The 12,603-nt window shown below is 66.7% G+C and carries 19 protein-coding genes and 1 pseudogene; 15 read left to right on the forward strand and 5 right to left on the reverse strand.

The genetic code is table 11. The annotated features are described in order from the left end of the window. Positions 1 to 391: 391 nt before the first annotated feature. The 4 genes from ACGFJ2_RS55350 to ACGFJ2_RS55365 are packed head-to-tail and all read left to right on the forward strand — an operon-like array spanning position 392 to position 1,975. A complete protein-coding gene (locus ACGFJ2_RS55350; protein ID WP_393482845.1) occupies positions 392 to 640 on the forward strand; it encodes a hypothetical protein in 249 nt (82 codons plus the stop codon). Between the two features lie 53 nt (positions 641 to 693). Further along, positions 694 to 987 (forward strand): hypothetical protein, encoded by a 294-nt coding sequence (locus tag ACGFJ2_RS55355; RefSeq protein ID WP_393482848.1) that lies wholly within the window; start codon positions 694 to 696, stop codon positions 985 to 987. Positions 988 to 1,023: 36 nt separating this feature from the next. Then, the gene (locus ACGFJ2_RS55360; RefSeq protein ID WP_393482851.1) at positions 1,024 to 1,761 is read left to right on the forward strand and encodes a hypothetical protein; all 738 of its coding nucleotides are present in this window, start codon (positions 1,024 to 1,026) and stop codon (positions 1,759 to 1,761) included. Between the two features lie 43 nt (positions 1,762 to 1,804). Further along, entirely contained in the window at positions 1,805 to 1,975 is a 171-nt protein-coding gene (locus ACGFJ2_RS55365; RefSeq protein ID WP_393482854.1) for a LuxR C-terminal-related transcriptional regulator, read from the forward strand. Here the strand turns inward: ACGFJ2_RS55365 and ACGFJ2_RS55370 are convergent, their stop codons facing one another. Continuing rightward, entirely contained in the window at positions 1,976 to 2,500 is a 525-nt protein-coding gene (locus tag ACGFJ2_RS55370; RefSeq protein ID WP_393482857.1) for a hypothetical protein, read from the reverse strand. A gap of 281 nt (positions 2,501 to 2,781) precedes the next feature. Between ACGFJ2_RS55370 and ACGFJ2_RS55375 the strand changes: the two genes are divergently transcribed. The 6 genes from ACGFJ2_RS55375 (at position 2,782) to ACGFJ2_RS55400 (ending at position 5,850) form a co-directional block, all read left to right on the forward strand. Beyond that, positions 2,782 to 3,084: a hypothetical protein gene (locus ACGFJ2_RS55375; protein ID WP_393482860.1), complete on the forward strand. Its 303-nt coding sequence runs from the start codon at positions 2,782 to 2,784 to the stop codon at positions 3,082 to 3,084. 19 nt (positions 3,085 to 3,103) lie between these two features. Beyond that, positions 3,104 to 3,310 carry a hypothetical protein gene (locus tag ACGFJ2_RS55380; RefSeq protein ID WP_393482862.1) on the forward strand — a complete coding sequence of 69 codons (207 nt, stop codon included), beginning with the start codon at positions 3,104 to 3,106 and terminating at the stop codon, positions 3,308 to 3,310. Further along, entirely contained in the window at positions 3,307 to 3,510 is a 204-nt protein-coding gene (locus ACGFJ2_RS55385) for a hypothetical protein (RefSeq protein ID WP_393482865.1), read from the forward strand. The genes ACGFJ2_RS55380 and ACGFJ2_RS55385 overlap by 4 nt, the downstream gene beginning before the upstream one ends. Continuing rightward, positions 3,507 to 4,481 carry a hypothetical protein gene (locus tag ACGFJ2_RS55390; protein WP_393482867.1) on the forward strand — a complete coding sequence of 325 codons (975 nt, stop codon included), beginning with the start codon at positions 3,507 to 3,509 and terminating at the stop codon, positions 4,479 to 4,481. Before ACGFJ2_RS55385 ends, ACGFJ2_RS55390 begins: the two co-directional genes overlap by 4 nt. After that, the gene (locus ACGFJ2_RS55395; RefSeq protein WP_393482870.1) at positions 4,481 to 5,089 is read left to right on the forward strand and encodes a hypothetical protein; all 609 of its coding nucleotides are present in this window, start codon (positions 4,481 to 4,483) and stop codon (positions 5,087 to 5,089) included. Before ACGFJ2_RS55390 ends, ACGFJ2_RS55395 begins: the two co-directional genes overlap by 1 nt. A gap of 395 nt (positions 5,090 to 5,484) precedes the next feature. Then, on the forward strand, positions 5,485 to 5,850 hold the full coding sequence (locus tag ACGFJ2_RS55400; protein ID WP_393482873.1) for a hypothetical protein: 366 nt from the start codon (positions 5,485 to 5,487) through the stop codon (positions 5,848 to 5,850). 26 nt (positions 5,851 to 5,876) lie between these two features. Here the strand turns inward: ACGFJ2_RS55400 and ACGFJ2_RS55405 are convergent, their stop codons facing one another. Continuing rightward, a complete protein-coding gene (locus tag ACGFJ2_RS55405) occupies positions 5,877 to 6,542 on the reverse strand; it encodes a hypothetical protein (RefSeq protein ID WP_393482876.1) in 666 nt (221 codons plus the stop codon). 381 nt (positions 6,543 to 6,923) lie between these two features. On the opposite strand from ACGFJ2_RS55405, the gene ACGFJ2_RS55410 reads away from it, so the two are divergent. From ACGFJ2_RS55410 to ACGFJ2_RS55425, 4 genes and pseudogenes are all read left to right on the forward strand, one after another. After that, complete coding sequence (locus ACGFJ2_RS55410; protein WP_393482879.1) at positions 6,924 to 8,741, forward strand: hypothetical protein; 1,818 nt, start codon at positions 6,924 to 6,926, stop codon at positions 8,739 to 8,741. Further along, positions 8,741 to 9,052 carry a hypothetical protein gene (locus ACGFJ2_RS55415; RefSeq protein ID WP_393482882.1) on the forward strand — a complete coding sequence of 104 codons (312 nt, stop codon included), beginning with the start codon at positions 8,741 to 8,743 and terminating at the stop codon, positions 9,050 to 9,052. The genes ACGFJ2_RS55410 and ACGFJ2_RS55415 overlap by 1 nt, the downstream gene beginning before the upstream one ends. 55 nt (positions 9,053 to 9,107) lie before the next feature. Further along, positions 9,108 to 9,347 carry a helix-turn-helix transcriptional regulator gene (locus ACGFJ2_RS55420; protein WP_393482885.1) on the forward strand — a complete coding sequence of 80 codons (240 nt, stop codon included), beginning with the start codon at positions 9,108 to 9,110 and terminating at the stop codon, positions 9,345 to 9,347. 203 nt (positions 9,348 to 9,550) lie between these two features. Further along, positions 9,551 to 9,631: pseudogene (locus ACGFJ2_RS55425) on the forward strand (hypothetical protein); the annotation flags it as partial. A gap of 74 nt (positions 9,632 to 9,705) precedes the next feature. On the opposite strand, the gene ACGFJ2_RS55430 reads toward ACGFJ2_RS55425, so the two are convergent. Together ACGFJ2_RS55430 and ACGFJ2_RS55435 are read right to left on the reverse strand one after the other, a co-directional pair. Then, entirely contained in the window at positions 9,706 to 9,975 is a 270-nt protein-coding gene (locus ACGFJ2_RS55430) for a hypothetical protein (RefSeq protein ID WP_393482888.1), read from the reverse strand. A gap of 69 nt (positions 9,976 to 10,044) precedes the next feature. Continuing rightward, positions 10,045 to 10,437 carry a hypothetical protein gene (locus ACGFJ2_RS55435; RefSeq protein ID WP_393482891.1) on the reverse strand — a complete coding sequence of 131 codons (393 nt, stop codon included), beginning with the start codon at positions 10,435 to 10,437 and terminating at the stop codon, positions 10,045 to 10,047. Positions 10,438 to 10,885: 448 nt separating this feature from the next. Here ACGFJ2_RS55435 and ACGFJ2_RS55440 point away from each other — a divergent pair, with 448 nt between their 5' ends. Continuing rightward, the gene (locus ACGFJ2_RS55440; protein ID WP_393482894.1) at positions 10,886 to 11,098 is read left to right on the forward strand and encodes an aldo/keto reductase; all 213 of its coding nucleotides are present in this window, start codon (positions 10,886 to 10,888) and stop codon (positions 11,096 to 11,098) included. An 8-nt stretch (positions 11,099 to 11,106) separates the two neighbouring features. Here ACGFJ2_RS55440 and ACGFJ2_RS55445 read toward each other — a convergent pair whose 3' ends face one another. Further along, the gene (locus ACGFJ2_RS55445; protein WP_393482897.1) at positions 11,107 to 12,543 is read right to left on the reverse strand and encodes a sensor histidine kinase; all 1,437 of its coding nucleotides are present in this window, start codon (positions 12,541 to 12,543) and stop codon (positions 11,107 to 11,109) included. Positions 12,544 to 12,603: the final 60 nt, after the last annotated feature.

Genomic DNA, 12,603 nt, shown 5'->3' on the forward strand with positions numbered 1-12,603 from the left:
CAGCCCCAGCCGAATCGGCGACATCGCTCGCGCAGCGCTTGTCCTCACCCATTTCGAGCACGACTACCTACCGGCAATTGATTGAGATCACGTCATTGATCCCGCCTTTCTCGTGAACGATTGCAGAGAGCGTTCTATCATCCACGCCCGACAAGTATGCGCCACACCGGGGGTCGTTCTTGTCAGAGCGGCCCCTGCGCTGGCATTCGCAATCTGGCGCAAGTCCGTGTCAGATAAGTGCCATGTCGCCAACATGCTGTCCGAAATTGTAGACAACGGTCGGTCAAAGCACTTTTATGGTCACTCCATGGCGTGACGCCCACGAGTGACAAATGTCAATCGGTGTCCGCAATCTTTCCTTGTACCGATCCAACCCTGAAGGAGTTCCACCATGTTCATGGGAGCGCTTCCGCGCCTGACCAGGTACGTCCTCGCTTTCGTCGCTGCGGGCATGATCGCGTCAGCGTCCGGCGTCGCTTACGCTGACGACGTCACTCCGGCTCCGGAGCCGATCGTTACGGTCACCGAGCCGGCATCGGCGCAGGAGGTGGACCCTGCGGCCGAGGCGCCGTCACCGACCCCCACCACTATCGACATTCCGGTGGAGTCGGCGCCGAACTCGCACACGGGTGGCATGTAGTCGGGGCGTCGAGCCCGGAGGGCGGCAAGAACCTCAGTGAGTCTCGGAGAATCATGATCATCTGTCATGCCATCCGCACGTGGCTGCTCAGCCTGGCCGTGATGTCGGTCGCGGGCTGGGTGACAACCGCTCTTGCATTCCTCATCCTGCACGTCAACGAAGCCCTCAGCGTGACAGCCGTCGTCCTGCTGGGCTTGTGGACGGCCGCTGTACCCGTCACTGCCACGTTCCAGGTCATCCGGTGGCGGAAGTGGGTTCGTGTGGCTCAGCAGACGTTCCTTCTTGGGCAGCATCACAAACGTTTGTTCGAGAACATGCGTGGGGAGATCAGCTCTATCGCGCGCTGACAACGCAGTCACTGCGCCATCGGGGAGGAAAACGACGTGCCGCACCGGATCGCCGGCCTGAGCTTTGAGCAGGAACGCCTCTATCGGCACCTGCTGGCCACCGGGTCCGCCAGCATCGGTGAGCTGGAGGGCCAGTTCGGTGTACAGGTCCACGATGACCTGTACGAGCTGACGGTCCGGGGCCTCGTGCACGGAGACCCCCTGATGGCGCGGCGCCCATCCATAGCGTTGAACGGCGTCCTCTCCGCGCAGGAAGCGGAGCTTCGGCGGGTCCAGTCGTACGTGGAAGATCTGGATCGAATGTATGACAACGCCCACCAGCCTGACGGTGGGGACGCCATCTCCGTGCTGCCCAGCCGCGAACAGGTCCTGCACTGGTACGAGACCCTGAACGCCACGGCCGAGCACGAAATCATGCAGCTCGTCACGGACCCCTTCCTGTCGCTGAAGACACCCGAACGTACTGGCGAAACTTCAAGTCTGGATCTTGTAAACCACCCCGTGAAGTGTCGCGTCATCTTTGAGTGGAAAGCGTTCCAGAGCCAGTCGGCGATCAACGGCCTGTACCACTCCCTCGATCGGGGGTGCGAAATCAGGCTCGCTGACAGGCTGCCGCATAAGCTCCTGATCTCAGATCGGCGCATGGCGTTGACGCCCCGCTATCCACGGGATCGCGAGGGCGGCCACATGTTTGGTGCGTCCGGGCACGCTGGCGGACTTCTTCGTCCATGCCTTCGAGTCCGAGTGGGAACGGGCGTTGCCGCTTCAGCCTGACCCGGGGCAATTCGCCAGTTCCAGCGGCTTGGACGCTGACGAGATGGCGGTCCTGGAAATGCTGGTGGGCGGTGCTCCTGTCGAGCGCATCGCCAGCGCGCTCAGAGTGCATCCGCGTACCGTGAACCGGCGCCTTGACGGCATCAAGCGCAAGGCCGGGGTCACTACCCTGTTCCAGCTTGGCGCCTACGCGTCGCGCCACTGGCTGAACTAGCTACTCCGGCTTGAGGATCCGCAGTTGCGCATTCGTCGCGTCGAGGGTGGCCTCGATCTGGGCCAGCATGATCGCCTCTATTTGGCCGCGCTGATCGTGGGGAACGCCCTTCAGATTTCGTATCTGGAGGAGCATCGTCTGAAGCTTCTGCTGCACATGCTCGGGCGTGACGTCGGCGTCGATCGCGGCCAGCGCGGGATCCGCCTTCGTCCGCTCTCGGATCCACTCGCGGAACAGCTCGGCCGCCGCTGGCCGGCTCCGCTCCTGAAGGTCGTCCGGGGTGATGACAGGCTCGTTCGCGAGGTCGTTGATCGCGGCCGCCATGAGGACGAGTTCTCGGTCTTCAGGGATCTTCTCGCCGGACTCAATGCGTCGCCAGGTGGGCTCAGACAACGCATCGCCGGTCAGTTTCTTCGCGCGTGCGGCGGCGGCGCGGGTGGAGATGCGTCGCTTGAGCCCTCCTGGGGTGTTGCGGCGATCAATGAGGAGCTGGACCACTGCTGAGGGCTGGTTGAGGTCGGCCACGGCGAGTTGGGTGTCCCTTCACGGCATTTGATGCGTCATACGAGTCTGGCGCAACGGTATCAACTGAAGCGTCAATCGTCCTCTGTCATCGCAAAGTAAGCGATTACTCTGCGTGATATAAGCGAGGTGGCTGCGATGGCGCAAATGATGCGTCAGACGTTGCATGGTGCGTCATGACGCGATAGTGTCGTTATGTCGGTTCGATCGAGTGCGACCGAAAAGCAGCGCACCGGCGAAAAGCTCGGCAAAACCACCCTCGAACCACGGAGCGTCATATCGCCATGCCCACAGGCATCATCCGCTGGGAAGACCCAGCGCCCGTAAAAACCAGCACCAACAAGGAGTACGAGCCCGTAGCGGCCGAACTTCAGAAGAACCCCAGCAAATGGGCAGTCATCGCGGAAGCCCCCGACACACCTGAAGGCAGGCGTGACGCCAACCGCCTCTTCAACGCCGTCAAGAACGGCTACAAGGGGTTCCGCAACGACGACAGCGGAACGTTCCAAGCCACCACCCGCACCGTCACAAAGGACAGCGGGACCAAGGCCGTTCTAGTCCACGTCCAGTACGTCCCCGTCCGCTAACAGCGGTGCCGCACTCAGCATGACCAACACCACTCAAGCGCCGATCCCCGACGAACTGGTGCAGCTCATCGCCACAAGAGCTGCCGAGCACTGGAACCACCACGCCAAGTCCGCGCTCACTCGTCTGCTCGCCGACGTCCTCGGCGACTACGACGCCGCCTACCAGCTCATCGAGGAGACCGGCCGAAAGCTCCTGGCCGCCGAATGCGAAGAGGACACCCAGTGACCCCATCGACCACCATGCCCCCCACCGAAGCGGAACTGATCGACTACCTCGGCGCTCTCAAGACCGACGAACAGCAACACACCCCGCGCCAGCCGAGCGTGCGCGGCGGCGCCCAGCTCGACCCGATGACCGAGGACGAATACCGATTCGGCTGGTTCGGCCAGGCCGACTATGACGGGCACCTCGGCGGTGGTGCATGAGCATCACCATCCGCGAGGACGAGCGCGACGAGTACGACCCGAGCCACGCCGTCCCCACCAGCGCGGGCCGCTACTACTGCGACCCGATGCTTGACCCGGACGACCCCAACCGGATGAAGATCTCCGTCACCAACGCCATCGACCAGCACATGATCGAGGCCCTGGCCCCCGCCGCCGCGAGGGACACCGCGATCTGGCTGATGGACAACCTCCCCGACGCGATCCGTGCGGCCGCTGACCCCGACGACATGGTGGAGTTCATCAAGCTGGCCAAGGCGCAGTACCGGGTCCAGTGGGACAAGAAGGCTGACCTCGGCTCCCGCGTGCACGCCATCGGCGAAGCGATCAACCTCGGCGCCCCATACATCCCAGACGAGGAAGCCGAACCGTTCGTCAACTCCTACCGGCAGTTCCTCGCCGACTTCGGAGTGGACATCCGCCGCGACATCGTGGCGGCCGAGTGCACGGTAATCAATCGCACCATCCCCTACGGGGGCACGAGCGACATCTGGGCCAACCTCCGCTTCGACGGTCCGACGTCGCCGATTATCCCGAAGTTCAAGCCGCGCGCGGTCCCGCCCGACCCGATCCCCACCCCGTCCGGGTTGTGGCTCATCGACATGAAGACCTCGCTGACCAAGCCGGCCAGCGCCGTCTACGAGGACTACCAGCTGCAACTCGCAGCGCTGCGGAACGCGGAGGTCGCCCTGGTGTGCCCGCCGTCGTGCAGATACGGCGAGACGGACAACCACGATGCCAGCCACGAGTACCCCGTCCCGGAGTTCGCCGGGACGGCCATCCTCAACCTCCGTGAGACGGAGTACGGCTTCGTCCCTCTGCCCGCTGACCGGGACGCGTTCGACGCCTTCTGCGGGCTGCTCCCGCTCGCGCACTACGTCCACGGACTCGAAATGCGCGGCCACAAGCCCATCCAGCCCCCGAGCAAGGCCACCAGGAAGGACGCCGCCTGATGCCCATCGACCCCTCCGTACTGCAGCGCCGCCACTGGCAGGACGGCCGGATCCGTCTCGGCGTGAAGAAGATCAGCAAGAACGGCAAGGAGTACCCCAGCAAGATCGAGACTTTCCGGTTCACGAGCCCGTCCGAGGAGATGATCCAGGGCGTCGCGGAGCTGTACGGCGGGCAGGCCAGGCCGTGGAAGTCGCCGCAGGGCCCGCAGTTCGAGGTCATCACCGACGCGAAGCGCATCCCCGTGATCGTCCCGCCCAACGGCCTATCGCAGAACATGGAGCTCTGGGACGGCAAGCTGTGCGTCCGCCGCTGCACCGGCGTGGCGGCGCGACGGAGGTCGGGCAGTATCTCTCCGCAGCTCTCTACCTGTTGCAGGCCCTACGTCAGCACGCCCAGCGCCGCGAGTGGTCTTGGGTGGCGCGTGACCTGGAGAGTGCACGCAAGCTTGCGGCGCGCGTGGGCATTCGCGTCTAGCGCTTACCGCGCTGACCAGCGCCGGACCGCATCGCGCGGTTCGGCGCTTTCGCGTGCCCCCCAGGGCCCTTGGGTCGGGCCCAGCCAGGGCTGCATTTGGCTTGGTTCCTGCGAAAAGAATTTGATCTTGTAGCCGTGTGGGCGTTTCGTCTCGGGGTCGGGGGTGCCGTGTCTGGTCTTGCTTCTGGGGTGTCGGTGGTTCGGGGCGCGTGTGTGGGTCCGTGTAATGGCAGGTCGCGGCGTGCCTGGGCTGCTTTCGAGGCGGCTCGTGAGGAGCATGCGGATCTGGTGGACGAGTGGGCGCGCGGCGGGGAGGTGGGGGAGCCGCCTGCGGAGCCGGAGGTTCCAGAGCTTCGGTGGCGGCGGGGTGACCCGCTGGTGTGTGGCCGGTGCACGGCGACGACGAGGCGTGCGCTGCTGGAGGTGCGGAGGCTCGCGTCGGAGTGGGCGGCGGATGCGGACGGTTTGCGGCCGGCGTCGCGTTGGTCGCGGGTGTCGGGGACGCGTCCACATGGAAGCCCGTCGCCGGTGGGGGATCTGCTGGACGAGTTGACGGGGGAGCTGCTCTGGTTCGAGTCACGCTTCCTCCAGTTGCGGGGTTGGCCTGCTCCTGTGGGGCTGTCGCGGGGTTCGGAGGCGCGTGGTCGCGCGGTTGCGTTCTTGGTGGACAACTTGGAGAGCGTGCTTGTGGTGGGGGAGTTGACTGGTCTGGTGGAGGTGGCGCTTCGGTGGGAGCGGCGGCTGGGGGAGGGGCTGGGGTGGACGCCGGCGCGGTGCCGGTGTGGTGAGCGGAATCTGCGGTGGGACGCGCGGGTGGGGTACTTCGTGTACGGGGGCTGTCACGTCAGTGCGGTGGAGGAGCGGGGCTTGGTCGCTGACGAGGTCGGGGCGTGATCGCTCGTCGTGATGCAAGCTGGGGGTCAGGTGCATGGGACAATGGCGCGCTTGACGTGCAATGGGTCGACCGGTGTGTAGCTGTTGCCTGGATCTTGAGCAAGCCATTTCGTCAGATTGACAGGTTCACGGCTGTATCCCCCAAAATCATCGAGCACCCAAGCATCTTCTGGACCGCTAACGACAACAAGCTCGAAGCGCCCTGATACCCGCTTCTTGCTCTCTTTTATCGAGAGTGGAAAGTCCGGAAGCATCACGCTCTGACTGCAAGGTTCAGCTTCCATCTCCCAGACGAGGGCGGGGTTCGTCTCTGAGGGGGCCGGAACCGGAGTCCACCGGAGATACACCTCAACTGGTTGGCTGTTGGAGTTTCGTACGTTCCATTGATAGACGTTTGTGAGCACCTGGTAGTCGGGCCATATGTGAACGGCCCTGACGAAGGCGGTCCGCGCGAGCTCGTCGGCGTCGGCGCTGGCCTGTGCTCGTAGCTTCTGATCTTCTGCTCGCTGTGCACGCGCGTCGGCCTGCTGCTGTTCGCCGAGGGCCAACGCGTTCATGGAGATGATGAGCGCTGGCACGGACATGAGTCCAGCGATGACGCTGGTGAGGGCTGCCCACCATTGGACGTTCCAGCGGACATCGCGGAGCTTGCGGCGTGGGCGTGGCTTGAGGCGTTGGCGTGCGGCGATCACCTTCGTGGTGCGAGCGGAGGGGCCGGGCGGGAGCATGCGGGATGAGGAAGAGCGCGGGTGTCGTCGCACGGTCATGACTAAATATCGTGCGATGGTGCGGCGATGTTAATGGTCATGCTCCCGGGCCGGGCGCGGGTGGGAGGTGAGGAGGAGCCGCGCTGATTGCGGTTCCGCTGTCGGCTTGCGCTGGGTGCGCGGGGTGTGTAACACTTCCGGGCGACGGAGAGACATGTGCCCTCGGACTGGTTGACGGTTCGGGGGCTTTCCGCTGTTCGGGGGGTGTTGGTGTCCCCTGTGACGGCGAAGATTGCTGCGGCCCGGTTGGGCCGGGAGTCCCGCACAGTGAGGCGGGTCGCGTTCCGCCAGCGGTACCGCATGGTGATGGCGGCTCCGTTCGCGTGGCTAATAGCGCTACCGCTATCAGCAGGAATCTACCTGCTGCCGGTCCACCCGGTCGTGGCCGTCCTCATCGCGGCAGCCACGGTTGTGGTCCCGGTCCGAAAGGCAGTCCAGGCCCGCCAGAACGTCGCCGCCGCGGCGTTCGGCGCGGCCTGGCTCATCGCCACCGCCCCCATTGGCCCCACCGGATTGGTGGTCAAGGTCGGGGTGGCCGGCTGGCTGACGTTCGCGCTGTTGCACTGGCGGCGTCACCGCCGCCTGCCCCTGCCCGGCCGTACAGAGGCGGCCGAGGAGGCGCCGCGCATCACCGTCGAGCAGGTCGAGATTGATTCCGAGGTGGCGCGGATCATCGCGCGGTTCAACGAGCGCCTGGCCGCCAAGGGCAAGGCGCTGGACGGCATGACGCTGACGACGCCGAAGCGGATCGACGCCGGGTATCGCGCGGAGATCCGTGCGATCCCGGGCGAGAAGGAGACCAAGGACATCATGGCGGTCGCGGGGAAGGTGGCTTCGGCCTACCAGACCTCGACGCAGCTCGCCGTGCTGGAGCCGTCGCCCTCGGGCGATAACTCCCGCGCCCTGTTCACTCTGCTGGAGGATGACACGCTGGCTGAGGTGCGCCGATTCGAGGACATCCAGCCCCGCATCGGCAAGGACGGCCGCGCGCACGTTGGGTTCTTCTACGACCTGCAGCCTGCTCACTGGGCGTTCTTCACGGAGTCCGGCGGGATGCGGCACGGAATCATCGTCGGCGACTCTGAAGCGGGCAAGTCCCGGTCGGTGGAGACGCTGCTCGGCTTGGCCCATCTGTCCGACAAGCTCGCGACGGTGCTGCTCGACCCGCAGGGCGGCTCCATGCCGGACTGGAACAACAACACCCACCGCTGCGCCCTCGGCGAGGACGATTGCGCGGACGAACTGGGGCTGTGGCACTGGGTGATGCGCCGCCGTGTCCACCACCTCGCCCGCATCCCCTGGGTGGACGAGGACGGCGACGAGCGGATCGGCAAGACCCATCTCGTGCCTGGCGACCCCGACGCGGGCGGCATGACCGGCATCTTCTTCATCCTGGAGGAGGCGCCCGAGCTGCTGACGCACGACGTTCACGGCAAGAAGGCCGTGGCCACGCTCGCGTCCAGCGCGAAGACCTGGCGCAAGGGCGGCGGCGGAATCGTCCTGGTCGCCCAGGACCCGAACATGACCGAGCTGGGTGGGTCGGTGACGCTGCGGGCGCAGCTCCGTAAGAACGCATGCGCGCTGCGGACGCAGACGCCCGGCGCGGCCTATCAGATGGGGCTACCGCAGGACCCGTCGCTGCTCCCGGCGACGTTCAAGAACGGGAAGCTTACGCAGGGCCTGGCCTACCTGTCCGGGATCGACCGGCGGGCCGCTCTGATGCGGTGGCTGTACACCGAGAAGCCGAAGCTCCTCGCCCGCCAGCCGGCCGCGGGCCGGATCGACGACCTGACGATGGGCTGGATCGAGGAGTACGCCAGCGCGAGGAAGGATGGGCGCGAGCCGCGCACGGGCAAGCGCGCGGCCGCGAGGAACGAGCCGTGTTCGACGCCTGGTGACGTGAAGGCGGCGATTGTCGATGTGCTCGCCGAAGCGGAGGGCTTGCCGCTGGAGTTGGGGGAGCTGCTGCACCTGGTGCTCAAGCGGCGGGTGACGGCCCCGCCGAGCGAGATCCACACGCAGCTCAAGCGGCTCGTGACGGACGGACGGGTGTGGCCGGTCAGCAAGGACGGGGGAGAGGCTTACGCCTTGCCTGAGGAGATCATGGAGCGTCTGGAGACCTGATGAAGGCACTGTTCCGGGTCGAGATGGTGGCGGCGTGGCTGGCGGTTGTTTGGGCGGCCGCGCCGCTGGCGCAGGTGGCCAGCGTGGGTTTGGCGGTGACGATGCCGCTCGTTGTCGTGGTGGTCGGCGCGGCCCTCGAGGAGCTGGAGCGGCACGGGGCAGGCGTGGTCGGCATCGTGCTGACGGCCGTCGCGGTCTGGGGGCTGGCAGTCGCCACGTGGGGTGTGATCGGCGGAAGTGCGCTGGCGCTGTCGGCCGCCGTGGTTCTCGTCGCTGGTGAGGCCGTGCGCGGGTGGCCGAGAGACGCGTGACGTATGTGACGCGTCTGACGCGTCATATACTCGCGATGTCAGCTAGTGCGAAAGCATGACATATGCGGCTGAGGCTCAAGGGCGGCGGCCGACTGGCGGAGGGGCGACGGCGGCGGAGAAGCACCTGACTTCAGAGGATCTGGCAGAACGGGTGGGTGTGCCCGTCTCGACGGTGTACCAGTGGAACTCTCGTGGCGGTGGGCCGCGCTTCATGAGGATCGGCAGGTATGTGCGCTACAAGGTCGCGGATGTGAAGGCGTGGGAGGAGTCGATGTACGCGGAGCAGGTCGGCTGACTTGGCCACCTGCGGCCCCGGATCACTCTCTGTGATCTGGGGCCGTGGCGTTTCTGGCGGTCGCTGCCCTTCGTCTGGTTCTGTTCCAGTTCTGCCCGAGGGTGGCTAGCGATGACAAACGATGACAAACGAAGGCAAGGGTCTGCCCAGGTCAGCGCAGCTTTGCGGGTATTAGCTGCAGGTGGGCCTTTTGGGCGCCGAAGATTTACACCATTTTTGAGGGTACGTCGGAGATCCAGCGGTTGATCATCGGCAGAGCGGTCACCGGCCTGCCGGTCCGCTGAGGACTTGGCACGTCAAAGGGGTGGCGTAACCCCAGAACCGTCACTGCGGCCGCGGGGCGGCAGGCAGCGGAAGGTTAGCTGATGCTGTTGATCCAGATGCCGATCGGAATGGAGATCAGGGCGCCGGCGATGAGGCCGACGATGGTGAGCATCCATTCGCGGCGTCGTTGGCGCGGGCGGTCGAGGCGGGCGGCTTCCTCGATTTGTGCGGTGACGGCTTGAGCGATCTGGCTGACTTGCCAGTTGCTGAGCACTCTCGGGTCGGGGATGGTCTCGCGGATTGATCGGGCGACTCGGTCGGAGAGATACTGCGAGGTCCACGTGATCAGCGGCACGATGTCCATGGCTTTCATTCTCGCCGTGCGGACTGGTTTTGAGGAGCGGTGATGATGGGCCTGGACATGGTCGTTCCCCTAGATGGTGAGAGTGGAGACGGCGTCCCCGTGGTCGGTCTTGGTGCCGAGCCCTTCCACCCACGATCGGTAACCGTCCAGAACGAGGCCGTGGAAGTGATGTACGCCGTGCTCGGACAGCCCTGAGCCGGACGGGTCGCAGACGATGCGGCCCTGGTCGAAGGCTGGGGGCGCATGCCGCGCTGGACGCTCTCCACCAGCGCGATGTCCCTGTCGCTGCAGCACCTCGTCGATGTAGCGCACCGACTGCGCCTCGGTGTCCTCGAGGTCGGCCGTCTCGAAGTAGAAGTCCCAGGTCTCCAGGGTCCGGTCGACACCGACCGGAACGGCCTGGAAGACCAGAAGTTGCCGCGGCCGGGGTAGCGCAGCAGACGGGTGTTGGGCCACAGCCACCACACAGCGTGCTGCTTGACGACGCGCCCGGGACGTCGTACGCCGCGTTCCCGTGCTTGCCGGCCTCGGCGAAGTGGCTCGACCAGATGCCGTGGGTCTTGACCTCGTAGGTGTCCATGTCGACGAGGTCGACGAACTGGGCGAGCACGCTGGCGATCTGGCGGCTGAGATCGCCAGGTGGGCCCCGACGTCGCCCGGCTGACCCACGCCAAGCGGCTGACCTGCGACGTTGCCACCAGGGGCAGACGATGTTGCGTGTGGTGCCTGAGCCCATGAGCAGCTCATGGGCGCGGTGCTTGCAGACGTTTTGACGTGCTCCTCGCCCCGAAGAGGCGAGGATTCCCACGGGCCTGCACCATCCCGCCTGAAGACGGGAGCACTGGCCCGCTCTGGACGCCTTCCGTGACGGTCGTACGGACCAGATCCGTCCGTGTGTCGGGGCCAACATGTGCATCGACGGCATCTACGGCTCCGGCGCGCACTGGCCTGGCTTCTGGCCAATCCTGTCGTCACCGCCACGATCGTCGGACCACGGTCCACGGAGCAGCTCGGCCGCGGCCAACGCGCGCTCGAGATCTCCCTCCCGGACGAGACACTCCGCGAACTCGACGCCATCTGGCCTGGCCCGGGAGGAGAAGATCCGCAAGCATACGCTTGGTGACCGACGGCTCATGGTGGGTCGCGAGGCAGGGTGAGGGTCAGGATGGCTCCGCCGTGAGGCGCGTTGGCCGCGGTGAGGGTGCCGCCGTGCAGGCGCGCGTTCTCGGTGGCGATGGCCAGGCCCAGGCCGCTGCCGTCGGTTCGGGTACGGGCGGCGTCGGCTTTGGTGAAGCGGTCGAAGACGTGGGGCAGAAGGTCGGCGGGGATGCCGGGCCCGTCGTCGGAGACGGCGATGATGATCTGCTCGAAATCGGCCCGCACCTGAATAAGCACTGACACCGCCGCGCCGCCGTGCCGCAGCGCGTTGCCCACGAGGTTGGCGAGGATGACATCGACGCGGCGCGGGTCGAGGCGGGCGCGCAGCCCCGGGGGAACATCGGTGCGGACCCGGTCCCGCCAGTGCCGCAACGCGAGCGTCTTGGCGATGAACTCGCCCAGATCGACCTCGTCGAGGTTCAGTACGGCGGCCCCGGCGTCGAAGCGGGATACCTCGATCAGGTCCTCGACCAGGCGGGTGAGCTTGCGCGTCTCGTCGGAGACCAGGTGCAGCGCTTCGGCGGTGAGCGGCGCGAGGCGGCCGGAGGCGGCGTCGGCGTCGAGGACTTCCGTCACGGCGGCCATGGCCGCCAGCGGCGTACGCAACTCGTGAGAGACATCGGCGGCGAACCGGCGCGCCCGCGCCTCCATGGCGCGCAGCGCGGCCGCGTCGGCCTGGAGCGTGGCCGCCATGGTGTTGAAGGTACGGCCGAGGTCGGCGAGTTCGTCGTCGCCGGTGACGTACACGCGGGTGTCCAGACTGCCGCCCGCCATCCGCTCGGCGGCCGTCCGCAGTTGCCGGACCGGTCGCAGCAGTCTGCGCGCGGCCAGCAGCGCGAGGACGATGGAGGCCAGGGCGACGGGCAGGGCTCCGGAGCGAGCGGCTGCCGCCAGGGTGTCCACGTCCTGCTGCTGGGAGGCCAGGGAGAAGGAGGCGAAGACGGTGAGCGGCGGGGGATCGTGCGGGCGTGCGGTGGCGACGACGGGAAGGGCCACGGCCAGCCAGGGCGTCTGGGCGTGGTGGAAGCGCTGGGCCAGCGCGGTGGTCGCCGAGGCCGCCTGGGTACGCAGTTGCGCGGGCAGCGGCGGCGCCGGCGCCCCGGCGGTGATGAGCGGGCCGCCGCGATAGGACAGGGCGGTGCGCCAGCCGCGTGTGCCCGCCGCGCGGTCCAGTTGCAGCGCCAGCGTACGCAGGTCCGCCTCGGCGGGGTCGGCGGGCAGGTCGGGAGCCCGGGCGGTGAGGTGGGCGCGGAGCCCCTGCAGGGCGTCGGCCTGGACGCGCTCCACGATCGCGGTACGGCCCTGGCGGAAGGTGAACGCGGCGGCGGTCAGCGCGCTGAGCGCCGAGACCAGCAGGAACACCAGGACCAGCTGGGCTCGCAGACCTCGGGCGAGGGGCGGGCGGATCACAGCGGCGGCCCCGACCAGCAGCCGAGGCCGCGTACGGGGTGGATCACCCGGCAGCCGAAG

The sequence above is a fragment of the Nonomuraea sp. NPDC049028 genome (assembly GCF_043197735.1).
Classification (GTDB): Bacteria; Actinomycetota; Actinomycetes; order Streptosporangiales; family Streptosporangiaceae; genus Nonomuraea.